The sequence below is a fragment of the Luteimonas qiangzhengi genome (assembly GCF_039548515.1).
GTDB lineage: Bacteria > Pseudomonadota > Gammaproteobacteria > Xanthomonadales > Xanthomonadaceae > Luteimonas.
The window spans coordinates 38,128-62,442 of record NZ_JBCLVE010000008.1; the positions used below are offsets into that span (position 1 = coordinate 38,128).

Here is a 24,315-nt window from a genome sequence, read left to right on the forward strand (position 1 = left end):
GGACGGCGATGAGTACGCCGTTTCCGCATCACAACCAGGCAACGCTGGCGGACGATGGTGACGACTTCACCTTCTGCTCCACCTGCGCCTTTTCCCAGGCCTGCCTGGCCGAAGGCATGGACAAGTCCGGCCTGCGCAACCTGCACATGCTGGTTGAACACACCGGGCCGCTGCACGCGGGCGACCATGTGTTCCGCGCGGGCGATCCGTTCGAGGCCATCGCCGCGGTGCGCTCGGGCACGGTCAAGACCTACACCATCGATCGCGAAGGCCGGGAACACGTGCTGGGGTTCCATTTCCCCGGCGAGGTGATTGGCCTGGACGGGATCGATGGCGACCGTTATCCCTGCAACGCGGTGGCGCTGGACACGGTGATGCTGTGCCAGTTCTCGTTCCCCAAGATCTCGGTGCTGGCCGGACAGCTGCCGGGCCTGCAGCGGCATCTGTTCCGCCTGCTCAGCCGCAATATCGGCCGCGCCGCGCTGCTGGCCGGAGACTGGACCGCCGACCAGCGCATGGCCGCTTTCCTGATCGGACTCTCGCGTCGCCTGGCTGCGCGCGGCTTCTCACCGCACCGCTTCCAGCTGACCATGGCCCGGACCGACATCGGCAACTACCTGCGCCTGGCACCTGAAACGGTCAGCCGGGTGCTGCGCCGGTTCCAGCAGGACGGCCTGCTGCAGATCGACCGCCGCGATGTGGAACTGCTGGATCGCGACGGTCTGGAAACGCTGGCCGAGCCGATCCTGCGCGACTGATCGCTGTGCGCCGGTAGTCACCGGCGCCCGACTGACCATCTGAAGGACGATGAAGGCGCGCCAGCGCCCTTCAGGCTGTCCGCTGCGTGCCCATTCCTGAGCACTTTTTCCCCCACCCATGACTTATGGCACATGGCCGCTGCGTCTGGTGTTATACTCTACCAACACACCGCACCACCAACTCACCAGAACAGCTTCCCCGGAGCCCATCATGTACACCCATATCCCCCAAGCCGCCCACGCCCTTCCGACTTCCTTCCTGAGCGAAGCCGCCCGCAGCCTTCCGGCCAGCCACAGCGCCATCGCGACCATCAACGGCCGTGACCCGCACGCCGGTTCGTTCCAGCAGCGCCGCTACGCCCCGGTCCAATCCAGCCCCCGATTCCGCCTCATCTGATTCCCCACCCTGCCGGATCCGCGACGCGTCTGACCTGGGTCAAGGCCGGACGCCGGGCAGGTCTCCCATACTGGGGGCCATGGAAACCCCAACCCGCTCCCTGTCCCCGCGCCGCTTGGGCGACGCCCCGCACCGGCTGATGTTTTTCATTGGCGCCGGCAACCTGCTGCTGGCGATGGCCTGGTGGGCCGCCTGGCTGGGCGCGCTGCGCTGGCCGCTGGTGGAAATGCACCAGCCGCTGACCTACGCCGGCTGGCTGCACGCCTTCGTGATGCAGTACCAGATGCTGCCCAGCTTCATCTTCGGCTTCCTGCTCACCACGTTTCCCAAGTGGACGGGGCAGCCGGATTTCGAGCGCTGGCGCTACGCCCCGGTGGGCGTGGGCCTGTTCGGCGGCCAGATCGCGACCCTGCTCGGAGCGATCGGTTGGGACGTGGGTCTGGTGGTGGGGCTGTTCATGACCATCGGCGGCTGGGTGGCAGGCCTGTGCACCCTGGGGCCGCTGCTGTGGCGTGAGCGCGGCACCACATGGCACGCGCGCTCCTGCTTCGCCGCCCTCAGCCTGGGCTTCCTGGGCCTGCTGGCGTGGCTGGCGCACGTGTGGGGCGCTTCGCCGTTCTGGGCGTTCGTCAGCATCAAGATCGGCAGTTTCGGTCTGCTGCTGCCGATCTATCTCACCGTTGCCCATCGCATGTTTCCGTTCTTCGCCGCCAGCGCCGTGCCCGGTTACCAGGCATGGCGGCCCATGTGGCTGCTGGCAGCGCTGTGGCCGCTGAGCCTGGGCCACCTGGTGCTGGAACTGCTCCATCTGTACGGACTGCTGTGGCTGGTTGACCTGCCGCTGCTGGCGCTGACCGGCCTGATGCTGTGGCGGTGGTGGCCGCGCGGGAAAAAGCCGGGGCTGCTGACGGTGTTGTTCCTGGGCCTGGCCTGGCTGCCGCTCACGTTCGCGCTCTATACCGGTCAGAGCTTCTCCTACCTGCTGACCGGCGTGTACTGGCTTGGCCGCGGCCCGGCGCACGCGCTGTTCGTAGGGTTCTTTGGCAGCGTGCTGGTGGCCATGGTCACCCGGGTCACCCAGGGCCACTCCGGCCAGGGCCTGTACATGCCGAAGGTGGCCTGGTTCGCCTTCATCGCCATCCAGGTGGTGGCGCTGATGCGGGTCGCGGCCGAAGTGCTGCCGGATACCCCGGCCTGGCAGGCGGCGGCCGCGCTGGGCTGGCTGGTGGCCTTCCTGCCGTGGGTGATCAGGCTGGGCCGGATCTACCTGGCCCCCCGGGCCGACGGCAGGCCGGGCTGAACCTGCCGAAGACGGGCCAACATTCTTCGCGCCGGATGCTTCAATGATCGAGTTCTATCCACAGATCAAACACGTCCACATCGGCCTGGCATTGACCAGCGGCGCGCTGTTCGCCCTGCGCGGCGCCGGCGTGTTGGCCGGCATGCACTGGCCGCGCCGGGCAGCAGTGCGCTGGACCAGCTACGGCATCGATACCGCGCTGCTCGCAGCCGCCTTCACGCTGCTGGCCATCCTGCCGGGCGGGTTGTACGCCAACGGCTGGCTGACGGCGAAGCTCATCCTGCTGGTGGCCTATGTCGTGCTGGGCGTATACGCCCTCAGGCGTGCGCGCAGCCGCACCGGACGGGTCCTGTGCTACGTGGCTGCGCTGGCCACGTTCGGCATGATCTACAGCATCGCGCGGGCCCACCATCCACTCGGGCTGCTCCACGTCGGAGTGTTGTAGTACGGCATTGCCGGGTGAAGCCGCCCCATCGCGTATCCTTGGTTGCACATGGATACGCAGATTTCCCCCTCCGTCGAAGACTCCGCCAGCCACCGTCTCTGGACCCGCGAAGCGTTGAAGCTGCTGCGCCAGGAGGCGGCCCGCTCGGCTGATACCCATCTGTTGCGGCTGGCGTTCAAGGGCTTTCCCGGCATCGAGTTCTACTTCAAGGACGAGGCCGCCCACCCAACCGGCAGCCTCAAGCATCGGCTGGCCCGCTCGCTGTATCTGTACGCGCTGTGCAATGGCCGCCTGCGCCAGGGCCAGTCCGTCGTGGATGCCTCGTCGGGCAGCACCGCGATCTCGGAGGCCTGGTTCGCGCGTCTGCTTGGCCTGCCGTTCACAGCGGTGATGCCCGCCGCCACCGCGCCGCGCAAGATTGCCGATGTGCAGGCGCTGGGTGGGCACTGCGACCTGGTGGAGGATCCCTCGCAGGTGTACGAACGCGCCGCCTGGCACGCCGCCAACGGTGCCTGTCACCTGGACCAGTTCGGCCTGGCGGTGACCGCCACCGACTGGCGCGGCAACAACAATATCGCCGAATCGATCCTCACCCAGCTGGCCGCCGAGCCGCACCCGGAGCCGGCCTGGATCGTATGTGGCGTTGGCACCGGCGGCACCTCGGCCACCATCGGCCGCTACCTGCGCTATCGCGGACTGGCCACCCAGCTGTGCGTGGCCGAGCCCAGCGGCAGCGCGTTCGTCCACGCCTGGCGGAGCCGCGACCGCAACGTCCGCTGCAGCCGGCCGACGTTGATCGAAGGCATCGGCCGGCCACAGGTGGAGCCGGGCTGGGTATTTGAAACCGTGGACGATGTGATCGAGGTGCCCGACGCGGCATCCGTCGCCGGCATGTGGCTGCTCAAGGAGCATCTGGGGCGTCGCTACGGCGGCTCCTCGGGCACCAACCTGGTCGCCTGCCTGCAGCTGGCCTGCCGCATGCGCGAGCAGGGCCTGAAAGGCAGCATCGTCACCCTGCTGTGCGATCCCGGGGAACGCTACGACCAGACGCTCTACGACACGCAGTGGCTGACGCGCAACGGCATTGATTCGGCTCCCATCATTGAAGCCCTGCAGGGCACCGTGGCCGGCGGCAGCTGGCACCCCTGGGACTGAAGCTCCACCATCTGCCCGCCGGTTGACCTGCGTCATGGGCGGACCTGACTCCATCGCCAACAATGTCTGCAACACCGGACAACACCGTCCGGAGAGCAGAAAACAGCGATCACGATGCCGTACGCACGGCCCCAGGCAACGCGTTCCACCCGCCGACAGCGGGCGTCTGGCAGCTTCCGCGGGATGGCGCTGGTCGCGCTCGGTCTGACCCGCCCTGGTTCGACCCCATACGCGGCCCTGTGCCGTACCAAGCGCCTTGGAGCCAACATGTCGTACCCCCCGTTTGCGCGCCTGTGCCCGTCCTGCCTGTGCGTGGCCGTCGTGGCCGCACTCGCGTTTGTTGCTCCGGCAGCTGCCAATCCATCCGACGCCGCTCCATACGATGCCAACCCGGACGTCGTCGATTTCGATGCCCTGATCGTGACCGGCGTAGCGCCCAGTGCGGCCCTGACCTTCGTCACCGATCCGCGCCAACCGCGCCAGCCGGTTCCCGCCAGCGACGGCGCCGACTACCTCAAGACCATCCCCGGCTTTGCGGTGATGCGCGGCGGCGGCACCAACGGCGATCCGGTGCTGCGCGGCATGTTCGGATCGCGCCTGAACCTGCTCGCCGGCGACGGTGCCCTGGCCGGGGCCTGCCCCTCGCGCATGGACAACGCAATGTCCTACATCTCCCCGGAGACCTGGGATGGCCTGACCGTAGTCAAAGGGCCGCAGACGGTGCTGTGGGGCGGCGGCGCGGCCGCCGGCACGGTGCGCTTCGAGCGCGACATCCCCTACTTCCCCGAACCCGGCATCCAGGCGCGGGGCAGCGTGCTCGGCGGCAGCAGCGGTCGCAATGACCAGGTGCTGGATTTCGCCGGTGGCAATGAATCCTTCTACGGCCGGGTCACCGCCAACCGCTCGGAAGCCGATGACTACGAAGATGGCGATGGCCGCCGGGTTCATTCGGCCTGGCTGAAGTGGAACGCCGACGCCGCCATCGGCTGGACTCCCGACGCCGATACCCTGATCGAAGCCAGCGTGGGCCGGGGCGACGGTGAGGCGCGCTATGCGGGCCGCGGCATGGACGGCTCGGTGTTCGACCGCACCAGCTACGGGCTGCGCTTTGAGCGCAGCAACATGGACGGCGTGCTCACCGATGTGGAAGCCAACCTCTACTACAACGACGTCGATCACGTCATGGACAACTACACCCTGCGCAGCCCGGACCCGGACAGCAGCATGCCGATGCCGATGGCCAGCAACGTGGCCAGCCGCACCACCGGTGGCCGCGTGGCCCTGACCTGGCGTGGCGACCACTGGGACCTGACCGGTGGCCTGGATGCCCGCGCCAGCCGCCATGGCAAACGCAGTGCGATGGGACGAAGTGCCTACCTGGCCGAGCCGTGGAACGTGGACGCCCGCTTCCGCCAGTCAGGCGCGTTTGCCGAGCTGCACTGGCACATCAGCAGCGAGCACCACCTGATCGCCGGCGCCCGCGTGGACCGGGCCGAAGCCGAAGACCGTCGCACCCACCTGGGCGCTGGCGGCCACGGCGGTGGCATGGCCGCCCCCAACCCCACCGCCGGCATGGAGCGCAGCGAAACCCTGCCGTCGGTCTTCGTGCGCTACGAGCAGACCCTCGCCGACAGCGGCTTCAGCTGGTACGCCGGTCTGGGCCACACCGCGCGGATGCCCGATTACTGGGAGCTGTTTTCCCCCGACAACGGCCCGGCAGGCGCCGCCAATGCATTTGCCGGCGTTGATCCGGAACGCACCACCCAGGTGGACCTGGGCCTCAACTGGAAGGGCGAATCAATCGACGCCTGGGTCTCGGTGTACGCGGGCCGCATGGCCGATTACATCCTGTTCGACTACGGCCACCACGGCGCGACCACTGCAGACAACGCCGATGCCGATATCCGCGGCGGCGAGGCCGGGATGGAGTGGCGTCCGATTGAGCACTGGAAGCTCGGCGGCAGCATCGCCTATGCCTGGGGCGAGCTGGCCGACAGCGGCCAGCCGCTGCCGCAGATGACGCCGTTCGAATCGCGCCTGACTGCCGCCTATGACAACGGTCGCTGGACCGCGGGCGCCCTGCTGCGGGTGGTCGCCAGCCAGGACCGGGTGAGCGACTCGCTGGGCAATGTGGTCGGCCGCGACCTGGGACCAAGCTCGGGCTTCGCGGTGTTCTCGCTCAACGGCGGCTACCGCTTCAGCGAGCGGATGCAGCTGACGGCCGGCATCGACAACCTGTTCGACCGCGCCTACAGCGAGCACCTGAACCTGGCCGGCAACAGCGCATTCGGCTACCCGGCCGATCCCGTACGGATCAACGAACCCGGGCGCACCGCCTGGGTGAAGCTCAACCTGGAGTACTGACGTGATCGGGTCGGGGGCCATGCCCCCGGCCCGTGCGGACCGGAATCTCGCGTCGGCCGCGTAGGGCCGACCTACGAAATGTGGGTCGTCCCCCGTAGGTCGGGGTTACACCCCCGACGATCACTCGACGCGGGAGAACACCAGGCTGGCGTTGGTGCCGCCAAAGCCGAAGCTGTTGGACAGGACCGTACGCAGGTCCGCGCTGCGGCTCTCGCGCACGATCGGGAAGCCTTCCGCCCGCTCATCCAGCTGTTCGATATTGGCCGAGCCGGCGATGAAACCATCACGCATCATCAGCAGGCTGTAGATGGCCTCGTGCACGCTGGCGGCACCCAGCGAATGCCCGGTCAGCGCCTTGGTCGACGACAGCGGCGGCACCTTGCCGGCGAATGCCTCGCGCACCGCCTCCAGCTCGACGACGTCGCCGAGCGGGGTCGAAGTGCCGTGGGTGTTGAGGTAATCGACCTCGCCCACCGGCGTGCCGTTGAGACCGGCCAGCGCCATCTGCATGCAGCGCACCGCGCCTTCGCCAGAAGGCGCCACCATGTCGGCGCCGTCGGAGGTCACGCCATAGCCGGTGAGTTCGGCCAGGATCGTCGCCCCACGCGCTACCGCATGCTCGTATTCCTCCAGCACCAGCATGCCGCCACCGCCTGCAATCACGAATCCGTCGCGATCCGCGTCATACGGGCGCGAGGCGCTCAACGGCGTGTCATTGCGCTTGGTCGACAGCGCGCCCATGGCGTCGAACTGGGCGGTCATGGCCCAGTGCAGCTCTTCGCCACCACCGGCGATCACGATGTCCTGGGCGCCGTGGCGGATCAGGTCCGCACCGGCACCGATGCAGTGCGCCGACGTGGCGCAGGCGGCCGAGAGCGAATAGCTCACGCCGCGGATGCCGAAGCCCGTGGACAGGGTGGCCGATACGGTCGAACCCATCGAGCGCGGCACCATGTACGGCCCCACCTTGCGCACGCCGCGGTTGCGCAGCAGGTCTGCGGTTTCCACCTGCCACTGCGGCGAGCCGCCACCCGATCCCGCCACCAGGCCGGTGCGCACGCTGCGCACCTGCTCATCGGTCAGTCCCGCAGCCGCGATCGCATCCCGGGCGGCCACGTAGGCGTATGCCGCCGCGTCGCCCATGAAGCGCTTGAGCTTGCGGTCGATTTCAGCCGTCAGGTCGATCTCCGGCACACCGGCGACCCGGCTGCGCAGGCCCAGCTCTTCGTATTCGGGGACGAAGCTGATTCCCGGGCGGCTGTCGCGCAACGACTTGGACACCGTGTCCAGGTCATTGCCAAGGCAGGAAACAACGCCCATTCCGGTCACTACCACGCGACGCATGATCAGAACCCTTCAGTAGAGGAAAACAGGCCCACGCGCAGATCGGAGGCCAGGTAGATCTCCCGCCCGTCAACCAGCGTACGCCCGTCGGCAATCACCAGGTCCAGCTTGCCGCGCATGGTGCGGCGGATGTCGATTTCGTAACTCACCACCTTCGCGCCCGGCAGCACCTGGCCGCTGAACTTCACCTGGCCCACGCCCAGCGCGCGGCCGAGTCCGGTCGCGCCCAGCCACGGCAGATAGAAGCCGCACAGCTGCCACATGGCATCGAGGCCCAGGCAGCCCGGCATCACCGGGTCGCCTTCGAAATGACAGTCGAAAAACCACAGGTCCGGACGGATATCCAGCTCGGCCTTCAGCTCGCCCTTGCCATAGCGCCCACCCTCGGTGGAGACATGGGTGATGCGATCGAACATGAGCATCGGCGGCGCGGGGAGCCGGGCATTGCCGGGACCGAAAAGTTCGCCGCGCGAACAGGCGAGCAGCTGCTCATAGTCGAAGGAGGAAGGCTGGTTCATGTCGTCCAATGGTGGGGGAACCCGTCTATTTTGCGTGTTTTGCCGGAAAATTTCCGGAATGTCATCCGTGCGCCTGTTTTCGGCGTCCGGACAGTGTATTCAGCTGTAACGCGTGGGGTCGGAAACGCCGGCCCCGGAGAAGCCATCGGCCCGCAGCCGGCAGGCATCACAGCGCCCGCAGGCGCGCCCTGCTGCATCGGCGCTGTAGCACGACACGGTGGCGGCGAAGTCCACGCCCAGTCGCAGCCCTTCGCGCACGATCCCGTCCTTGCCCAGCGCCATCAGCGGCGCGTGCACGCGGATCCCGGCGCCTTCCACGCCCGCCTGGGTCGCCAGGTTGGCCAGCGTCTGGAAGGCATCAATGAACTCGGGACGGCAATCGGGGTAGCCGGAATAATCGACTGCGTTGACCCCGCAGAAGATGTCCGCCGCGCCCAGCACTTCGGCCCAGCCCAGCGCGATGGAGAGCATGATCGTATTGCGCGCCGGCACATAGGTGGCCGGGATATCGCCCTCGCTGTGCGCGCTTGCCTCGGGAACGTCGATATCGTCGGTCAGCGCCGAGCCGCCGATGCTGCGCAGATCCACCGACACCGTCTTGTGTGCCACCGCGCCCTGCGCCTGCGCAACCCGCGCGGCAGCCTGCAGCTCAGCGGGATGGCGCTGGCCGTAGTCCACGCTCAGCGCATGCACGGAAAAACCCTGTTCGCGGGCCATGGCCAGCACCACCGCGGAGTCCATGCCACCGGACAGGAGTACGACTGCTTTCTTCATGGTTCTGCCTCAGCGTCCCGGTTCGTCATTCCAGAGAATCTTGTGCAGCTGCATCTGGAAGCGCACCGGCAGGCGGTCGGCCACGATCCAGTCGGCCAGGTCACGCGGTGCCAGCTCGCTCTTGCTGGGTGAAAACAGCACGTCGCAGCGGGCTGCAATGTCGTGCTCGCGCACGATGCCGCTGGCCCACTCATAGTCTTCGCGCCCGCACAGGACGAACTTGACCTGATCGTGCGGCGTCAGCAGCGCGATGTTTTCCCACAGGTTGCGGTGGGCCTCACCCGAGCCGGGGGTCTTGATATCCAGCACCCGGCTGACCCGCGGGTCGACGCGGCCGATATCGATTGCGCCGGAGGTTTCCAGCGATACCGCATGCCCGGCCTCGCACAGCCGCTGCAGCAGGTCCACGCAGCGCTTCTGCGCCAGCGGCTCACCCCCGGTCACGCACACGTGGCGCACGCCGTGGCGGGCCACTTCGGCCACGATGTCGTCGATCGTCCACCACTGCCCGCCATGGAACGCATAGGCGGTGTCGCAGTAATGGCAGCGCAGCGGGCAGCCGGTCAGGCGGACGAACACGGTCGGCCAGCCGGCTTCCCGTGCCTCGCCCTGCAATGACAGGAAGATTTCGGTAATCCGGAGCCGGTCGACCGCCGTGGCGGCATCAGGGACAGCAACTTGGTTCATGGGTGCAATTGTACGGAGCCTGCCGGGCGGACGCCGGCAGCACCTGGCCTCAGCGCAAACGGCTCAGGCGGATGACGCGAAGGCGATCGTCGGCGGTCGCCGCCGCATCGCTGCCCGGGTAGCGCTCGATCACCTGGGCCAGCGTCTGCTCGGCGGATTCCATGTCCTGCCTTCCGTACTGCGACAGGCCCACCTTGAGCAGCGCACGCGGCGTGCGCGAGTCCTCGGGGAAGCGCTGGATCAGGGCTTCGAACGCGCGCTGGGCGGCGTCGTAGTCCTCCAGCACGTAAAAACTTTCACCCAGCCAATACTGGGCATTGGGAACCAGCGTCCCATCCGGGTGCGCGCCGAGGAACTGCCGGAACAGTTCCGTGGACTTTTCATACTCGCCAGCCCGCAGGGCGCTGAAGGCGACCTCATAGGCGGCCCGCTCATCCGGGTCCTGCGCTGGCAGGCGCGGCCGCTCGGCGGCACCTGCAGCGGTCTCCGGCACGGGGACCGGCAACGAAGCACCGGCTTCGCCGGCCTCGTCATCCGCCGGTTCCGGCACGAAGCCGCCTTCCAGGCGGTTGAGCCGGCCGTCCGCATCCAGGTACTGGGCACGGCTGGTTTCGCGCATCTGCTCGATGCCGTGCTGCAGCTCTTCAATCTGCGAACGCAGCTGCACCACTTCGCGACGCAGCTCGGTGACCTGATTGAGCAGGTCGACGTTGGAACTGCGGGTGGTCGAATCCTGGCGCTCAAGTGCGGCTACGCGATCGGCCAGGCTTGCGCGCTGTGCAAACGCAGGAGCGGCGGCAACAAGGGCCGCCGCAACCACGACTGGAACAATCAGTCTACGCATGAAGTCAGCGATCAGCGTGCGCTGTAGACGATCTCAACGCGACGGTTGCGCGCCCAGCAGTCTTCGTTGACATCGGTGCAGCTCGGGCGCTCTTCGCCGTAGCTGACGGTGGTCAGCTGGGTGCCGGAACCGCCATTGGCCTGCAGGGCGGAAGACACGGCGTTGCCGCGGCGCTCACCCAGGCCCAGGTTGTAGTCACGGCTGCCGCGCTCGTCGGCGTGGCCTTCCAGAGTCACCCGTGCCGACGGACGGTCGCGCAGGTACTTGGCGTGGCAGGCCATCTGGGCCTGGAACTCCGGACGCACCGATTCCTGGTCGAAATCGAAGTACACCACCCGCTGGCGCAGGCAAGCATCGGTGTCCAGGTCCTCGGGACCGTACACACCGGCGGTCGGAGCAGGCTGGGTTGCGGTCGGCGGCGGCGGCGCGGTCGGCTGCGGCGCTTCCTCCTTCACCTGCTTGGAACAGCCCACGGCTGCAACGCAAAGCGCAGCGATGAACACAATACGGGTGGTGGTCTTCATCTCGTCGATCCTATGGTTGAACAACAGCGTTCAGGTTGATGGAAACAATGTGGAGACGGCGTCAGCGTTGTTCCCGGAACGGACCCCAGGCCGGCTCCCGCACGTCACCATCAGCAAGCACCAGTCGCTGGCGCACCCGGCCATCGGAAGAAACGGCATACAACACCCCTCGCCGTCCCTCACGTGCCGCGTACAGGATCATGCTGGCATTCGGTGCAAAGCTCGGTGATTCATCGAGCGAACCGGGAGACAGCGTGGACCAGCGCGGCGTGCCGAGGCTTCTATCCAGCACCGCAATACGGTACACGTTGCCCGCGCCTTGCGCTACGGCAATCTTCTGCCCGTCGAAGGACACGCTGGGGTCGGAGTTGTAGCTGCCCTGGAAGGTCGCCCGGCTCTCTCCGCCACCACTGGCAGGAACCTGGTAAACCTGCGGCCGGCCGCCACGATCAGAGGTGAAATAGATGCTGTTGCCGTCATGGCTCCAAGCGGGCGAGGTGTCGATGCCGAAGTGGTTGGTCAGCCGGGTCAGCGCCTTGCTGCCCAGATCCATCACGTAGATCTCCGGGTTGCCGCTGCGCGAGAGGGTCAACGCCAAGCGGCTGCCGTCCGGTGAGAATGCGGGCGAGGCGTTGATGCCGCGGAAGCTGGACACCAGCTCGCGCCCGCCGGTGGAGATGTTCTGGATATAAACGGCCGAGTTGCCGCCTTCAAAGCTCACGTAGGCCAGGCGGTTGCCATCCGGGCTCCAGGCCGGGGACAGCAGCGGCTCGTTGGATCGCACCACCGTCTGCGGGTTGAAGCCGTCCGAATCAGCGACGATCAGCGCGTAGCGCGCGCTTTCACCGGCGCCGGTCTGGGTGACATAGGCGATCCGGGTCCAGAACGCGCCGCGCACGCCCAGGATCGCTTCGTAGATGGCATCCGACATCTGGTGGGCCACGTCGCGCATGGCGCTGGCGCGGCCGGTCATGGCCATGCCCAGCACCCGCTCCTGCTTGGCCACGTCGAACAGTTCGTACTCCACCCGGTAGCCGCCGCCGGCTGCGTCCAGCACCCGGCCCACCACCAGGAAATCCTGCCGCAGCATGCGCCAGGTGGGGTACTGGACCTCGGCGCCGCGCGTCGGCCGCTCGACGATGTCGCGTTCGGGCAGCGTACGGAACTGGCCGGAGCGGTCGAGGTTGGCGCGGATCACCGCGGCCACGTCGGTATCGGGCGCTGTGCTGGAGCCCTGATAGGGCATCGGCACCACGGCGATCGGCAGCGCCGAGGCATGGCCGCCGACGATATCGATCTCCAGGCCCTGCTGCTGCGCCATGACAGCGACGGGCAGCAGCAGCGCAAACAGGGCAACGAGGAAGCGGGTTATGGATTTCATCGTCTTGCTCGAAATGGGGAAAAGGGAATATTCACAACGCTACAGCTTGGCCGCAGCGCGTGGAGGATGGATGAACGGCAACCATCGCTGGGGCTGACCAGCTGTAGGAGCGCGCCATGCGCGAAGCCGCGTGAATCCAATCTTGGGGCGTGTCGTCGGCCAAGTCACCGGAACCGACGCCACGCGGGGTGCCCGTTGTCACGCGGCTTCGCGCGCATGGCGCGCTCCTACCGGTCCTGGGCGGTGAAGTTGAGGTTGAGCCTGCGGTTGAACACCGATTCGAAGCCTGCATACGGCAGCGGTTCGGCGCGACGCACCGCGGCCTCCACCGACCGCCGGCCCAGCGCGTCATAGGGGCAGGAGCTGTCGAACTCGACGTTCATCACCTGCCCGCCGGGCAGCTGGGTGATGTAGATCCGACAGCGCTGCCCCAGGGCCACGTTGTCCGGCCGGGTCCAGTTGCGCACGATCGCGTCCTGCAGCGCGGCCGCATAGCGCGCGGCCAGGTCGCTGTCGCCATCTGGGGTGCCGCGCGGCGGGCTGGCGGTGGAGCCGGCGGCCTGTTCTGCGTCACGACGCTCGCGGGCGCTGGAGATCTGGTCCAGCTTGCGCTGGGCCTCATCGGCTTCGCGGCGGATCTGCTCCTGCTCGGCGCGCAGTTTGGCCAGTTCCTGCTCGCGCTGCTGGCGTTGAAGGCGACGCTTCTGTTCGGCTTCTTCCTGCTTCTGCCGCTCAGCCAGTTCGATCTGCTCCTGACGGCGACGCTCTTCCTGCTCGCGCTCGGCGGCCAGTTCGGACTCGGCGTCGGCGCGGGCCTCGTCCTGGTCCACCACGTCGGGATCCGGGATCTGCTCCTGCGGTGCAGGCTGCGGCTCCACCTCGGCGTCTTCGGGCACCGGCTCGGGCAGCGGCTGCGGCAGGGGTGCCACGTCTTCCTCGACCGGCGCGGGCGCGGGCTCGGGTTCCGGTGCGGGCATGGGTTCGGGCACCTCGGCCAGCGCCTGCTGGGCGGCTGCCGACAGCGCGTCGGCATCCACCAGCTCGGCGCTGATCGGCACGCCCGCTGCCTGCGGCGCCGCGCTCCGGGACCAGTGCAACCCCATGAACACCAGCGCGAACAGCAGCACGTGCAGCAGCAGCGCCAGCACGACCGCCTGGACGGTGTCGGCACGCGCCTCACGCATTTATTCGCCGCCCTCCTGCGGGCGGCTGATCAGGCTGACCCGGGTCACCCCGGCCTGATTGATGGTGTCGATGGCGCGGATCACGCTCTGGTAGCTGGCGTCGCGATCGCCGTTGACCAGCACGCTGGCCTCGGGGTTCTGGTTGTGGATGGCCTGCATACGCTCGCGCAGGCCGGCCACGTCGACAGCCTGGTTGACGTTCTCGATCATCAGTCCCAGCGAACCGTCGGCGTACACGCTCACCACCACCGGATCCTTGGGCGAGCCGAGCGAGCGGGCGCTGGAATCGGGCAGGTTCACCTGCGTGCCCAGGTTCAACAGCGGCGCGGTGACCATGAAGATGATCAGCAGCACCAGCATCACGTCGATATAGGGAACGACGTTGATCTCGTTCTTGAGCTTGCGGCGGTGACGACGGCGATTGGAGATGACCGACATGGGGACTCCGGACTGCAGGGGCGATCAGGCAAACGTTCGAGGATGGGCGGCGGGGGCTGACCCCACGCCGTCACTCCCCGGGGTAGGCCTGGCGCTCCAGGATCGAGGAAAACTCGTCGGCAAAGGACTCGTAGCGGGTGGCGATGCGCTCGACCTTGGTGGCGTAGCGGTTGTAGGCCCACACCGCCGGGATCGCGGCGAACAGGCCCATCGCGGTCGCAATCAGCGCCTCGGAGATGCCCGGGGCGACGGTGGCGATAGTCGCTTCCTGCACGTTGGCCAGGCCCTGGAAGGAAATCATGATTCCCCACACGGTGCCGAGCAGGCCCACATACGGCGCGATCGAGCCGACGTTGGCGAGGAATTCCAGGTTGTGTTCCAGCCCGTCCAGCTCGCGCGAGGTGGCCACGCGCATGCCGCGCTGGGCGCCTTCGAGCTGGCTGGCGGGGGTAGCGCTGCGGCGCTCACGCTGGCGGGAGAACTCGCGGAAGCCGGATTCGAAGATCGACTCCAGCCCTCCGATCTCTCGGTTGCGCTCGGTGGCGGCGGCATAGAGCTTGCCCATGTCCGAGCCGGACCAGAACTTCTCCTCGAACCGGTCGGCCTCACGCTGGGCGCGGTCGAGCAGCTTCTTCTTGCGGAAGATGATCACCCACGAGGCGATCGATGCGGCCAGCAGCAGCAGCATCACCAGCTGGACCGGGATCGATGCGTGCAGGAGCAGCTGCAGCATGTCGATGTCACCCCCGACCGCAGTGGCCGCTTCAACCACGCCAGCATCCGCGGGCAGCTGGCTGGCCAGCGCAGCGTCGTCTGCGGGCAACGGCTGGATCTCGGTGGCCTGCAGCAACATCGTCAGTGGAATCATGCATCCGCTCCAGATTTCTGTATTTGGTGTGGAACCAGTTCGGCAAGCAGCGCCTCCGGGATGGCCCGGGGGCGGAATTTTTCCGCATCCAGCGCCGCCAGCCGCACTTGTGCGTCCAGCAGGCACTTTCCTTCGCGTTCAACCAGCTGGTCGACGACCAGGCTGGCCCGGCGGCATTCTCGCAGCGCCACCGTGACTTCAAGGACATCGTCCAGCCGCGCCGGCGCGCGGAAATCCATCCGCATCGCCCGCACCGCGAACACCAGGTTGTGCGAGGTACGCAGCGCTTCCTGGCCATACCCGAAGGTGCGCATCCATTCGGTACGCGCCCGCTCCAGGAAAGCCACATAGCGTGCGTGGTACACCACGCCACCAGCGTCGGTATCTTCCCAGTACACCCTTGTCGGCAAGCTGAACGCTGACTGCAACCCGGCTGGACGGCTCAAAATGTGCCCTCCGCGTCGCCCTGGCCCGCAGCTTTGCGCAGCGGCTCCAATCCAAGATGCCGATACGCCTTGGCCGAAGCCATGCGTCCGCGCGCGGTGCGCACCAGGAAGCCCTGTTGGATCAGGTAGGGCTCGATCACGTCTTCCAGGGTGCCGCGCTCCTCGCTGAGCGCCGCGGCCAGCGATTCAACGCCGACCGGGCCGCCATCGAAGTTCTCGATGATCAGGTTGAGCAGCCGCCGGTCCAGGTCGTCGAAGCCTTCCGGATCCACGCTGAGCATCTTCATGGCCGCATCCGCCACCTCGCGGTCGATCTTTCCGCCGGCACGGACCTGGGCGTAATCGCGCACCCGGCGCAGCAGGCGGTTGGCGATGCGTGGCGTGCCGCGCGCGCGGCGGGCGATCTCGGCCGCGCCCTCCGGTTCGCAATCAATGCCCAGGATCCCGGCTGAACGGCGCACGATCCGCTCCAGTTCCGCGGCGCTGTAGAACTCCAGCCGCTGAACAATGCCGAAGCGGTCGCGCAGCGGCGCGGTCAGCAGGCCGGCACGGGTGGTGGCCCCGATCAGGGTGAACGGCGGCAGGTCGATCTTGATCGAGCGCGCCGCCGGCCCCTCGCCGATCATGATGTCGAGCTGGAAATCCTCCATCGCCGGATACAGGACTTCCTCGACCACGGGCGAGAGGCGGTGGATCTCGTCGATGAAAAGCACGTCATGCGGCTGCAGGTTGGTCAGCAGCGCGGCCAGGTCACCGGCCTTCTCGATCACCGGTCCGGAGGTGACCCGCAGGTTCACCCCCAGCTCGTTGGCGATCACGTGGCTGAGGGTGGTCTTGCCCAGTCCAGGTGGCCCGAAGATCAGCACGTGGTCCATGGCCTCGCCGCGCTTGATCGCCGCCTCGATGTAGATCGAAAGCTGCTCGCGGACGGGCTTCTGGCCCAGGTAATCGGCCAGCCGCTGCGGCCGGATGGAGGCCTCGACGGCGTCGTCCTCGCGGGTCGCGTCGGCGGCAATGATGCGCTCTTCGGTCATCGCGTTATGGTCGCATACGCGACGCATCCCGGGCGCACGCGCTCCTACCGGGGAGTCAGGCTCCAGGCTTGGGCGGCGATTTCGAAGCTGCGCTTGCGTGCTTCCAGGCTGGCCAGGTTGGCGGTGAGGATCAGTTCGTTGGGACGGTGACGCTCGACGAAGTCGGCGATGCCCTCGCCCACGTCCTTCGCATCCCCCACCACCGAACACGCCAGCGCCTGGCCGACCGCCGCCAGTTCCTGCGGGCTCAGCTCGGCGTTGATGTCGTCCACCGGCAGCGGCACCTTGCCCGGCGGGCCGGGGCGGCGCAGGCGGGCAAACATCTGCTGCAGCGCTGTGAACTCGCGCTCGGCTTCCTTGCGGGTATCGGCGGCCACCACGTTCAGCGCCAGCATCGCGTAGGGCTCGCGCAGGTGCTTGGAGGGCTTGAAGTCGCGGTGATACAGCGCCAGCGCCTCGCTCATCATCGCCGGCGCGAAGTGCGAGGCGAAGGAATACGGCAGGCCCATCGCGGCGGCCAGCTGGGCGCCGAACAGGCTGGAGCCCAGGATCCACACCGGCACGTCGAGTCCCGATCCGGGGACGGCCTGGACCAGCTGCCCGGGCTTCACCGGTTCGAAGTAATGCAGCAGCTCGGCCACGTCCTGGGGAAAGGCCTCGGCGCCTTCGTAGTAGCGGCGCAGCGCGCGCACGGTGGGCTGGTCGGTGCCGGGCGCGCGGCCCAGGCCCAGGTCGATGCGGTCCGGATACAGCGTGGCCAGGGTGCCGAACTGCTCGGCCACCTGCAGCGGCGCATGGTTGGGCAGCATCACCCCGCCCGCGCCGACCCGGATCGTCTTCGTCGCGCCGGCCACGTGCCCGATCAGCAGGGCGGTCGCGGCGCTGGCCACGCCGGGCATGTTGTGGTGCTCGGCCATCCAGTAGCGGTTGTAGCCAAGCGCATCAGCATGCTGGGCCAGGGCGACCATGTCGGAGAACGCGGTGGCAACGTCGCTGCCTTCGGCCACCGGGGCGAGATCAAGAATGGAAAGCGGAATTTTGTGGGATGTGCTCATGGCCACAGGATGAGGGCGCTGGCACCGCATTGCCACCCGCCACCGCGCATCTCAGATTTCCACGGGCGTGCCCAGCTCCACCAGCCGATCGCCGGGGATGTGGAAGTAGGCCGACGCGGGCGCGGCATTGCGATGCATGGTGGAAAACAGCTTCTCCCGCCACAACGCCATGCCGTGGCGCACGCCCGGCACCACGGTTTCGCGGCTGGTAAACCAGGTGGTCTCCATGGGATCGAACCAGAAGCTTTCCTGCTCATCACTGGCCGCCATCAGCGCCAATGGCAGGTCAGGCGTTTCCATGAAGCCAAAGCGCACCACCACGCGGTGGAATCCGTCGCCGATTTCCCTGACCTGCAGCCGCTGTCCGCGCGGCGCGTACGGGACCGCCAGGGTGTCGACGGTCAGCACCACATTGCGCTCGTGCAGCACCTTGTTGTGGGTGAGGTTGTTGAGCAGCGCCGGCGGCACCACGCCGCGGTCGGCGGTCAGGAACACCGCCGTGCCCGGCACCCGCAGCGGCGGCGCCAGCAGCAGCCCGGGCAGGAACTCGTCCATCGGCGTGCCGTGTTCGCGGATGCGCGCGCGCAGCAGCAGCCGGCCGCGGCGCCAGGTACGCAACAGGGTAAACAGCACCAGCCCCAGCAGCACCGGGAACCAGCCGCCCTGCGGCACCTTGGCCAGGTTGGCGGTGACAAACGCCATGTCCCCGATCAGGAACAGCACGCACAGCGGAAGCACCCAGCGCCGGGCCTGCGGCCACAGGGCGTGGGCCACGATTGCCAGCAGCACCGTATCGATCAGCATGGTCAGCGACACCGATACGCCATACGCCGCGGCCAGCGCAGACGAGCTGCCAAAGCCGATCACCAGCGCAAGCACCACCACCATCATGGTCCAGTTGACCGCGGGAATGTAGATTTGGCCGATCGCCTCGCGCGAGGTGTGCTGCACGCGCATGCGCGGGATGTAGCCCAGCTGCATGGCCTGGCGCGCGATGGAATAACCGCCCGTGATCACCGCCTGGGAAGCGATCACCGTGGCCGCCGTGGCCAGCGCGATCATGGGGAAGCGCCCCCATTCGGGCACGCCGTAATAGAACGGATTGGCCGCGGCGGCCGGATCCTCCAGCACCAGCGCGCCCTGCCCCAGGTAATTGAGCATCAGCGCCGGCAGCACCACGGCGTACCAGGCGATCCGGACGGGACGCGCACCAAAGTGCCCCATGTCGGTATAGATGGCCTCGCCGCCGGTGACCGCCAGCACCACCGCGCCAAGGATGAAGATCCCGCCCCAGGCATGGTCGATGAAGAAACGCACCGCCCAGGCCGGATTAACCGCCTTCAACACCTCCGGCTCATGCAGGATGTTGGCCACGCCCAGCGTCGCCAGCACCAGGAACCACAGGATCGTGATCGGGCCGAACACGCGCCCCACTTTCGCCGTGCCGTAGCGCTGGGTGGCGAACAGGCCCACCAGTACCGCCACCGCGATCGGCAGTACCCAGTGACCCAGCTGCGGAGCCGCGACCTCCAGGCCTTCCACTGCCGCCAGCACCGAGACCGCAGGGGTCAGCACGCCATCGCCGAAGAACAGCGCCGCGCCCAGCACGCCAAAGATTCCGACCAGCCAGGCCGCGCGCGAGTCCGCCGGCAGGCTGCGCTGGGCCAGCGCCATCAGCGCCATGATCCCGCCCTCGCCCTCGTTGTCGGCCCGGGTAATGATGCTCACGTACTTCACCGTGACCACCAGCACCAGCGACCAGAACACCAGCGACAGCAGGCCCAGCACGGTGTCGTGGTTGGCCACCAGGCCGTAGTGCGGTGAAAACGCCTCGCGGATGGCATACAGCGGGCTGGTGCCGATATCGCCGAACACCACGCCCAGCGCGCCCACCGTCAGGCCGAACAGGCCTATCCGGCGGTGTCCATCCGCAGTACCACGGGCAGATCGTGCTGCGGCCATACGGGCGTCCTGGATGCGGGTGGGAGCGTCAGCGCAGTGCGGACTGTAGCGCCTTGCGGATGATGGCTTCCGCACCGTCGCCTTCGGCACCGGCGGCACGGGCCATCTTCTGCGCCTCGGCCGGACGGTAGCCCAGCTGCTGCAGGGCCACGATGGCCTCGGCCATCGGATCGGCAGGCACGTTGCCGGCCGCCGCCGCAGGCGCCGCGCTGATCATGTCCGCCGCGCGGTCGCGCAGTTCCACCACAATGCGCTCGGCGGTTTTCTTGCCGATGCCCGGGATGCGGCACAGCGCGGTGAGGTCGCCGGCCTGCACCATCAGGGCGAATTCACCCACCGAGGCGCCCGACAGGATCGCCAGGGCGATCTTCGCGCCGATGCCGCTGACCTTCTGCACATCGCGGAACATGCGCCGCTCGGCCTCGGTCAGAAAGCCGTACAGGGAGACCGTGTCTTCCTTGTGCGCGTAGTGGGTGAACAGCGAGATCTCGCGGCCCACCTCGGGCAGGTCGTAGAAGGTGCTCATCGGCGCCTCCAGCTCGTAGCCGACGCCGGCCACGTCCACCACCAGCCATGGCGGCTGCTTGTGGATGAGGATGCCTTTCAACCGTCCGATCATGTTTCCTGCGTCTCCAGTTACTTGCGCGCCCAGGCCTGGCGCGTTCCCACGCCGAGGCGGCGGGCACTTGCACGCACGTGGGCATGGGTGATGGCGGCGGCAAGCGCATCGGCCGCGTCGGCCTGCAGCTTGCCATGCAGGTTCAGCAGCAGCCCCACCATGTGCTGGACCTGCCCTTTCTCGGCCCCGCCGCGGCCCACCACCGCCAGCTTGATTTCAGTGGCCGCGTATTCGTGCACCGGCAGGTCGCGCAGCACCGCGGCACAGATCGCCGCCCCGCGAGCGTGGCCCAGCTTCAGCGCCGAATCCGGGTTGCGGGCCATGAACACCTGCTCGATCACCACTTCATCGGGCCGGTGCTCATCAATCAGTCCGCCCAACCCGTCCAGCAGCAGGCGCAGGCGCCCCGGGAAGTCGGGCGCCGACAGCAGGACCACCGGACCGCTGAAAACGTGGGTCATCCGCCCGCCGGGATCGACATCAATGATGCCCACGCCGGTGCGCTGGGAGCCGGGGTCGATGCCGAGGATGCGGGTCACGTCAGTCCGGGGCGCCGCCATCAGGCGTAAGCGTCCTCGCCCAGGTCAGCGTTGGAATAGACCGCCTGCACGTCGTCGATGTCTTCCAGCCAATCCAGCAGCTTGACCACCTGCTGCCCGGTTTCGCCATCCACCGCCACGTCCGTGTCACCGCGCCAGGTCACCTCGGCCTCGGCCGGCTCCACCCCGGCTGCGATCATGGCGTCGCGCACCTCGGCAAAGGTGTCCGGATCGGTGAGCACGTCGATCGAGCCATCTTCCGGATAGGTCACGATGTCATCGGCGCCGGCCTCGATCGCGGCCTCGGTCACCTGGTCCTCGTCCGACCCGGGCGCAAAGCTCAGCACGCCCAGCTTGCGGAACATGAAAGCCACCGAGCCGGAGGTGCCCAGGTTCCCGCCGAACTTGCTGAAGGCGTGGCGCACGTCGGCCACGGTGCGCACGTGGTTGTCGGTCAGGCAGTCGACGATCACCGCCACCCCGCCGGGCGCGTAGCCCTCATAGCGGATTTCCTCGTAGTTCACGCCCTCCAGCTCACCGGTGGCCTTCTTGATCGCGCGCTCAACAGAGTCGCGGGTCATGTTGGCTGCAAGGGCCTTGTCCACCGCAGTGCGCAGGCGCGGGTTGGAAGCGACGTCACCCCCGCCGATGCGTGCGGCTACCGAAATCTCGCGGATCAGCTTGGTGAAGATCTTGCCGCGCTTGGCGTCCTGCGCGTTCTTGCGATGCTGGATGTTCGCCCACTTGGAATGTCCTGCCATCTTGCCTGTGGTCCGGAAAAAAACGTGGAGGGGAGTCACAGATTATAGGCACCAGCCCCGCCACCCGCGCAGCGGCGGGGCCGCCGGACCGGCATCTGCTATGATGATCGGCGCTTCGCAGCCTTCCATGCGCATTGAATTGCGCATGCCGCGCGAACGCCCAAGCCGCTGCTTCCGGCTTTTTTCACGCCTCCTGATCGCAGCGCCTCTGGCGGCAGCCGCCGCCCTGCCCCCGGCACCCCAGCATGCCGCGTGACGCAGCAAACCCGGCTGTTTCACCTGGCCCGAAGTGGCCCCCAACCCGGCGGATGAATCCCGCACGGGCGACTGCTGTTCTGTCTGCCGCCCGCGCCTGACGTCTCGCCCAAGGACCGTCCACAAACGTATGGAACAAACAGGAATCCACCAGCTCAGCTCCGGAACCGCGCTGCTGCTGTTGATCGGCTTCTACGCCCTCACTTTCCTCATGTCGTTGACGATCATCCGCAAGAAAGAGAACGTTGATGCGTACATGGTCTCAAACAGCGCCATCGGTTTCGGCATGGCCGCGGCCAGCATGATGGCCACCTGGATCTGGGCCGCATCGTTCTTCGCCAGCGCCACCTCCGGCTACCGCTACGGTATCTCCGGGCCGATCCATTACGGCCTGTGGGGCGCACTGATGATCCTCTTCATCTACCCCTTTGGCCGCCGCTTCCGCGAAGTGGCCCCCGATGCACACACCCTGGCGGAGATCCTGCACGCCCGCCACGGCACCTCCAGCCAGATGGTGATGGCGGTGTCCAACATCGTCGGCAGCTGCATCAGCCTGATGGTGAACTTCAGTGCAGCCGGCGCGCTGGTGGCAGTGCTCTCGCCACTGTCCTTTATCCATGGCGTACTGATCGCCGGTGCCGGGGTACTGGCCTACACGCTGTGGTCCGGCTTCCGCGCTTCGGTGATGACCGACTTCGCCCAGCTCGTGGCGATGGTCGTGGCCGCCGCGGTGCTGATCCCGATGGTCTATTTCAATGCCGGTGGCAGCTCGCTGCTGCGGGAGGGCATGGTGCACTTGACCTCCGAACAGGCGAGCTTCTTCTCCGGCACGGCCTTCCTGGAACAGGGCGCGCCCTATCTGGTGGCGGTGCTTGCCTACGCGATTGGCAACCAGACCATCGCCCAGCGATTGTTCGCCGTGCGCCAGGACCTGATCAAGCCCACTTTCATGATGGCCACCGTCGGCTACGGCGCAGTGGTGATCGGACTGGGCATGCTCGGCATGCTGGCGCTGTTCGCCGGCATCACGCCGCTCGATGGCGACAGCAACAACCTGATCCCGCAGATGGCCTCGCAGTACCTGCCGCCGTTCGCGATCGGGATGTTCTTCATCCTGGTGGTGGGCTCGCTGTCCTCCACCGCCGACTCGGACCTGTCGGCGCTGTCGGCCATCGTGATGACCGACCTGTACGGCAAGAACCTGGCCCGCAAGCGCCCGGATCCCAAGCTGATGCTCCTGATCGGCCGCCTCACCATGATCGTGGCGACAGTGATCGGGATCATCTTCGCGAGCCTGCGCCTGGATATCCTCATCGTGCTGGTATTCGTCGGGGCACTTTGGGGAGCGATCGTGTTCCCGGTGATCACCAGTTTCTATTGGGATCGGGTGGACAACCGCGCATTCACCTGGTCAGTGGCGGTGGCTGTCACCCTGTTCTGCCTGACCCGGTTCGAGCTGATCGCACTGGATGGCATGACCGGCTACCTGTTCGAGGGCATTGGCCTGGTTGGCGCCGGGGTGGTGACCGGGCTGATGGCGTTCGGATTCTTTGGCAGGCGCGTCGCGTTTTTCGTTGGCAGCGCAACCGTCATCGGGCTATCGACGATCGTATTCGGCGCGCTGCGTGAGTACATCCCGCTGATGAGCGCCCTGGTGTCCTACGGTGCCAGCGCGATCGTCTGCGTTGCGCTCAGCCTGCGCAACCACGACCGGTTTGATTTCTCGCTGCTGGACCAGCGGGTACGCAACTTCCAGCAGACCGCTTTCGACAAGAAGCCGTCCGCCGGTATCGGCACCGGCAAGCCGGCAACCACTGAATTCAAGACAGGAGTCCGTACATGAGCATTCCGCTGCTTACCATCTACATCCTCATGTGGCCCGCCCTGGCTCTGGTGGTGATGACAGTGCTCTGCGTGGCCCTGGTGCGTGATATCCGCGCTGCCCGCAAAGAGGGCACCCGAATGGTGTGACCCGCAGCCCTCCTGCTAGACAAGCGGCTGGTCGCAATCAAAGCATCCGCTGGCGAGGAACCGCCCGGTATGTGCAGCCACCTCGCCGGAGAGCAGCATGCCCACGTGGCTGGCATGGACCACCAGATGGTCCGCCAGCCCCCGGCAGCGGGTTTCCTCCACTGCAACGGTGCCGTCGTGCTCGCCCTTGAAGCGGCCGAAGAAGCGGCCCAGCCCGTGGGGCGCATTGCCGGCAATCATCCCAACCTCGACATGCTCCGGCCAATCGGTGCAGCCTTGCAGGAGCACATCCCGGCTGCGGCCGAACCAGGCTGCTGAAAGACGGTGCCGGGCCAGTCCCGCCGCCGCCCCGCTGCCGCACAGGGGGGAGCCCAGACACAGAACCCTCCCCACCGGGACGGCAGGATCCTCCTGCAGCGCCCGCAAGGCCACGAGGCCCCCGAGGCTGTGGCCAACGACATGGGCCGAACCGCCTGCGTGAAGACGCGCCAGCAGCCGGCTGGATGCGATATCCGCGCCGCCGGTAATGCTGCGGTAGCCGAGAAGTTCCGGAACGAAGCCCTGCGCCCGCAGCCGCCTGGCGAGTGGCCACATGGTGGACCGGGTCATCCAGATGCCGTGCAGCAGGATGACGCGACGGATGGAATCAGGAGATGGGCCAGGCATGGGCTGATCTTATCGGAGGCTGGACG

26 protein-coding genes are annotated in these 24,315 nt (G+C 67.3%); 8 read left to right on the forward strand and 18 right to left on the reverse strand.

Features of this window, described 5'->3' with window-relative positions; genetic code table 11:
• Positions 1 to 8 precede the first annotated feature (8 nt).
• From WCE59_RS06895 to WCE59_RS06920, 6 genes are all read left to right on the forward strand, one after another.
• Positions 9 to 758 (forward strand): helix-turn-helix domain-containing protein, encoded by a 750-nt coding sequence (locus WCE59_RS06895; protein ID WP_343258005.1) that lies wholly within the window; start codon positions 9 to 11, stop codon positions 756 to 758.
• Between the two features lie 211 nt (positions 759 to 969).
• A complete protein-coding gene (locus WCE59_RS06900) occupies positions 970 to 1,155 on the forward strand; it encodes a hypothetical protein (protein WP_343258006.1) in 186 nt (61 codons plus the stop codon).
• Positions 1,156 to 1,234: 79 nt separating this feature from the next.
• Positions 1,235 to 2,455 carry an NnrS family protein gene (locus WCE59_RS06905; protein ID WP_343258007.1) on the forward strand — a complete coding sequence of 407 codons (1,221 nt, stop codon included), beginning with the start codon at positions 1,235 to 1,237 and terminating at the stop codon, positions 2,453 to 2,455.
• Between the two features lie 43 nt (positions 2,456 to 2,498).
• Positions 2,499 to 2,900, forward strand: a complete 402-nt coding sequence (locus WCE59_RS06910) for a SirB2 family protein (protein ID WP_343258008.1) — start codon at positions 2,499 to 2,501, stop codon at positions 2,898 to 2,900.
• Positions 2,901 to 2,948: 48 nt separating this feature from the next.
• Complete coding sequence (locus tag WCE59_RS06915; RefSeq protein WP_343258009.1) at positions 2,949 to 4,055, forward strand: PLP-dependent cysteine synthase family protein; 1,107 nt, start codon at positions 2,949 to 2,951, stop codon at positions 4,053 to 4,055.
• Between the two features lie 267 nt (positions 4,056 to 4,322).
• On the forward strand, positions 4,323 to 6,419 hold the full coding sequence (locus tag WCE59_RS06920; RefSeq protein WP_343258010.1) for a TonB-dependent copper receptor: 2,097 nt from the start codon (positions 4,323 to 4,325) through the stop codon (positions 6,417 to 6,419).
• A 120-nt stretch (positions 6,420 to 6,539) separates the two neighbouring features.
• Here the strand turns inward: WCE59_RS06920 and fabB are convergent, their stop codons facing one another.
• The 17 genes from fabB to WCE59_RS07005 form a co-directional block, all read right to left on the reverse strand.
• Complete coding sequence (fabB, locus tag WCE59_RS06925; RefSeq protein ID WP_343258011.1) at positions 6,540 to 7,763, reverse strand: beta-ketoacyl-ACP synthase I; 1,224 nt, start codon at positions 7,761 to 7,763, stop codon at positions 6,540 to 6,542.
• A 2-nt stretch (positions 7,764 to 7,765) separates the two neighbouring features.
• Positions 7,766 to 8,281: a 3-hydroxyacyl-[acyl-carrier-protein] dehydratase FabA gene (gene fabA, locus WCE59_RS06930; protein ID WP_343258012.1), complete on the reverse strand. Its 516-nt coding sequence runs from the start codon at positions 8,279 to 8,281 to the stop codon at positions 7,766 to 7,768.
• A 99-nt stretch (positions 8,282 to 8,380) separates the two neighbouring features.
• The gene (gene queC, locus WCE59_RS06935) at positions 8,381 to 9,055 is read right to left on the reverse strand and encodes a 7-cyano-7-deazaguanine synthase QueC (protein ID WP_343258013.1); all 675 of its coding nucleotides are present in this window, start codon (positions 9,053 to 9,055) and stop codon (positions 8,381 to 8,383) included.
• Positions 9,056 to 9,064: 9 nt separating this feature from the next.
• Positions 9,065 to 9,742: a 7-carboxy-7-deazaguanine synthase QueE gene (gene queE / locus WCE59_RS06940; RefSeq protein WP_343258014.1), complete on the reverse strand. Its 678-nt coding sequence runs from the start codon at positions 9,740 to 9,742 to the stop codon at positions 9,065 to 9,067.
• A 49-nt stretch (positions 9,743 to 9,791) separates the two neighbouring features.
• Positions 9,792 to 10,586: a tol-pal system protein YbgF gene (gene ybgF, locus WCE59_RS06945; RefSeq protein WP_343258015.1), complete on the reverse strand. Its 795-nt coding sequence runs from the start codon at positions 10,584 to 10,586 to the stop codon at positions 9,792 to 9,794.
• Positions 10,587 to 10,597: 11 nt separating this feature from the next.
• Positions 10,598 to 11,110: a peptidoglycan-associated lipoprotein Pal gene (gene pal, locus WCE59_RS06950; RefSeq protein WP_343258016.1), complete on the reverse strand. Its 513-nt coding sequence runs from the start codon at positions 11,108 to 11,110 to the stop codon at positions 10,598 to 10,600.
• A gap of 61 nt (positions 11,111 to 11,171) precedes the next feature.
• A complete protein-coding gene (gene tolB / locus WCE59_RS06955; protein ID WP_343258017.1) occupies positions 11,172 to 12,491 on the reverse strand; it encodes a Tol-Pal system beta propeller repeat protein TolB in 1,320 nt (439 codons plus the stop codon).
• Positions 12,492 to 12,718: 227 nt separating this feature from the next.
• Positions 12,719 to 13,675: a cell envelope integrity protein TolA gene (locus tag WCE59_RS06960; RefSeq protein ID WP_343258018.1), complete on the reverse strand. Its 957-nt coding sequence runs from the start codon at positions 13,673 to 13,675 to the stop codon at positions 12,719 to 12,721.
• Positions 13,676 to 14,113, reverse strand: a complete 438-nt coding sequence (gene tolR, locus WCE59_RS06965) for a protein TolR (protein WP_343258019.1) — start codon at positions 14,111 to 14,113, stop codon at positions 13,676 to 13,678. It abuts the gene before it with no gap.
• Between the two features lie 70 nt (positions 14,114 to 14,183).
• Positions 14,184 to 14,981, reverse strand: a complete 798-nt coding sequence (tolQ, locus tag WCE59_RS06970; protein WP_343258020.1) for a protein TolQ — start codon at positions 14,979 to 14,981, stop codon at positions 14,184 to 14,186.
• A complete protein-coding gene (gene ybgC / locus WCE59_RS06975; RefSeq protein WP_343258021.1) occupies positions 14,978 to 15,427 on the reverse strand; it encodes a tol-pal system-associated acyl-CoA thioesterase in 450 nt (149 codons plus the stop codon). Before ybgC ends, tolQ begins: the two co-directional genes overlap by 4 nt.
• On the reverse strand, positions 15,424 to 16,461 hold the full coding sequence (ruvB, locus tag WCE59_RS06980) for a Holliday junction branch migration DNA helicase RuvB (RefSeq protein ID WP_343258022.1): 1,038 nt from the start codon (positions 16,459 to 16,461) through the stop codon (positions 15,424 to 15,426). The genes ybgC and ruvB overlap by 4 nt, the downstream gene beginning before the upstream one ends.
• 44 nt (positions 16,462 to 16,505) lie before the next feature.
• Positions 16,506 to 17,516 (reverse strand): LLM class flavin-dependent oxidoreductase, encoded by a 1,011-nt coding sequence (locus tag WCE59_RS06985; RefSeq protein WP_343258023.1) that lies wholly within the window; start codon positions 17,514 to 17,516, stop codon positions 16,506 to 16,508.
• A 51-nt stretch (positions 17,517 to 17,567) separates the two neighbouring features.
• The gene (locus WCE59_RS06990; RefSeq protein ID WP_343258024.1) at positions 17,568 to 19,478 is read right to left on the reverse strand and encodes a potassium transporter Kup; all 1,911 of its coding nucleotides are present in this window, start codon (positions 19,476 to 19,478) and stop codon (positions 17,568 to 17,570) included.
• Positions 19,479 to 19,506: 28 nt separating this feature from the next.
• Complete coding sequence (ruvA, locus tag WCE59_RS06995) at positions 19,507 to 20,097, reverse strand: Holliday junction branch migration protein RuvA (protein WP_343258025.1); 591 nt, start codon at positions 20,095 to 20,097, stop codon at positions 19,507 to 19,509.
• Between the two features lie 17 nt (positions 20,098 to 20,114).
• Entirely contained in the window at positions 20,115 to 20,636 is a 522-nt protein-coding gene (gene ruvC / locus WCE59_RS07000) for a crossover junction endodeoxyribonuclease RuvC (protein ID WP_343258124.1), read from the reverse strand.
• Positions 20,637 to 20,656: 20 nt separating this feature from the next.
• Positions 20,657 to 21,397 (reverse strand): YebC/PmpR family DNA-binding transcriptional regulator, encoded by a 741-nt coding sequence (locus tag WCE59_RS07005; RefSeq protein ID WP_343258026.1) that lies wholly within the window; start codon positions 21,395 to 21,397, stop codon positions 20,657 to 20,659.
• A 385-nt stretch (positions 21,398 to 21,782) separates the two neighbouring features.
• On the opposite strand from WCE59_RS07005, the gene WCE59_RS07010 reads away from it, so the two are divergent.
• Together WCE59_RS07010 and WCE59_RS07015 are read left to right on the forward strand one after the other, a co-directional pair.
• Entirely contained in the window at positions 21,783 to 23,495 is a 1,713-nt protein-coding gene (locus WCE59_RS07010) for a sodium:solute symporter family protein (RefSeq protein WP_343258027.1), read from the forward strand.
• Positions 23,492 to 23,623 carry a putative transporter small subunit gene (locus WCE59_RS07015; RefSeq protein WP_343258028.1) on the forward strand — a complete coding sequence of 44 codons (132 nt, stop codon included), beginning with the start codon at positions 23,492 to 23,494 and terminating at the stop codon, positions 23,621 to 23,623. Before WCE59_RS07010 ends, WCE59_RS07015 begins: the two co-directional genes overlap by 4 nt.
• A gap of 15 nt (positions 23,624 to 23,638) precedes the next feature.
• On the opposite strand, the gene WCE59_RS07020 is transcribed toward WCE59_RS07015, so the two are convergent.
• Positions 23,639 to 24,289: an alpha/beta hydrolase gene (locus WCE59_RS07020; protein WP_343258029.1), complete on the reverse strand. Its 651-nt coding sequence runs from the start codon at positions 24,287 to 24,289 to the stop codon at positions 23,639 to 23,641.
• Between the last annotated feature and the right edge of the window lie 26 nt (positions 24,290 to 24,315).

What these genes read in the sequence shown, in the direction of transcription:
- WCE59_RS06895 (WP_343258005.1), top strand. Translation starts at nt 9, where the DNA reads ATGAGTACGCCGTTTCCGCATCACAACCAGGCAACGCTGGCGGACGAT.
- WCE59_RS06900 (WP_343258006.1), top strand. Translation starts at nt 970, where the DNA reads ATGTACACCCATATCCCCCAAGCCGCCCACGCCCTTCCGACTTCCTTC.
- WCE59_RS06905 (WP_343258007.1), top strand. Translation starts at nt 1,235, where the DNA reads ATGGAAACCCCAACCCGCTCCCTGTCCCCGCGCCGCTTGGGCGACGCC.
- WCE59_RS06910 (WP_343258008.1), top strand. Translation starts at nt 2,499, where the DNA reads ATGATCGAGTTCTATCCACAGATCAAACACGTCCACATCGGCCTGGCA.
- WCE59_RS06915 (WP_343258009.1), top strand. Translation starts at nt 2,949, where the DNA reads ATGGATACGCAGATTTCCCCCTCCGTCGAAGACTCCGCCAGCCACCGT.
- WCE59_RS06920 (WP_343258010.1), top strand. Translation starts at nt 4,323, where the DNA reads ATGTCGTACCCCCCGTTTGCGCGCCTGTGCCCGTCCTGCCTGTGCGTG.
- fabB (WP_343258011.1), bottom strand. Translation starts at nt 7,763, where the DNA reads ATGCGTCGCGTGGTAGTGACCGGAATGGGCGTTGTTTCCTGCCTTGGC.
- fabA (WP_343258012.1), bottom strand. Translation starts at nt 8,281, where the DNA reads ATGAACCAGCCTTCCTCCTTCGACTATGAGCAGCTGCTCGCCTGTTCG.
- queC (WP_343258013.1), bottom strand. Translation starts at nt 9,055, where the DNA reads ATGAAGAAAGCAGTCGTACTCCTGTCCGGTGGCATGGACTCCGCGGTG.
- queE (WP_343258014.1), bottom strand. Translation starts at nt 9,742, where the DNA reads ATGAACCAAGTTGCTGTCCCTGATGCCGCCACGGCGGTCGACCGGCTC.
- ybgF (WP_343258015.1), bottom strand. Translation starts at nt 10,586, where the DNA reads ATGCGTAGACTGATTGTTCCAGTCGTGGTTGCGGCGGCCCTTGTTGCC.
- pal (WP_343258016.1), bottom strand. Translation starts at nt 11,110, where the DNA reads ATGAAGACCACCACCCGTATTGTGTTCATCGCTGCGCTTTGCGTTGCA.
- tolB (WP_343258017.1), bottom strand. Translation starts at nt 12,491, where the DNA reads ATGAAATCCATAACCCGCTTCCTCGTTGCCCTGTTTGCGCTGCTGCTG.
- WCE59_RS06960 (WP_343258018.1), bottom strand. Translation starts at nt 13,675, where the DNA reads ATGCGTGAGGCGCGTGCCGACACCGTCCAGGCGGTCGTGCTGGCGCTG.
- tolR (WP_343258019.1), bottom strand. Translation starts at nt 14,113, where the DNA reads ATGTCGGTCATCTCCAATCGCCGTCGTCACCGCCGCAAGCTCAAGAAC.
- tolQ (WP_343258020.1), bottom strand. Translation starts at nt 14,981, where the DNA reads ATGATTCCACTGACGATGTTGCTGCAGGCCACCGAGATCCAGCCGTTG.
- ruvB (WP_343258022.1), bottom strand. Translation starts at nt 16,461, where the DNA reads ATGACCGAAGAGCGCATCATTGCCGCCGACGCGACCCGCGAGGACGAC.
- WCE59_RS06985 (WP_343258023.1), bottom strand. Translation starts at nt 17,516, where the DNA reads ATGAGCACATCCCACAAAATTCCGCTTTCCATTCTTGATCTCGCCCCG.
- WCE59_RS06990 (WP_343258024.1), bottom strand. Translation starts at nt 19,478, where the DNA reads ATGGCCGCAGCACGATCTGCCCGTGGTACTGCGGATGGACACCGCCGG.
- ruvA (WP_343258025.1), bottom strand. Translation starts at nt 20,097, where the DNA reads ATGATCGGACGGTTGAAAGGCATCCTCATCCACAAGCAGCCGCCATGG.
- WCE59_RS07005 (WP_343258026.1), bottom strand. Translation starts at nt 21,397, where the DNA reads ATGGCAGGACATTCCAAGTGGGCGAACATCCAGCATCGCAAGAACGCG.
- WCE59_RS07010 (WP_343258027.1), top strand. Translation starts at nt 21,783, where the DNA reads ATGGAACAAACAGGAATCCACCAGCTCAGCTCCGGAACCGCGCTGCTG.
- WCE59_RS07015 (WP_343258028.1), top strand. Translation starts at nt 23,492, where the DNA reads ATGAGCATTCCGCTGCTTACCATCTACATCCTCATGTGGCCCGCCCTG.
- WCE59_RS07020 (WP_343258029.1), bottom strand. Translation starts at nt 24,289, where the DNA reads ATGCCTGGCCCATCTCCTGATTCCATCCGTCGCGTCATCCTGCTGCAC.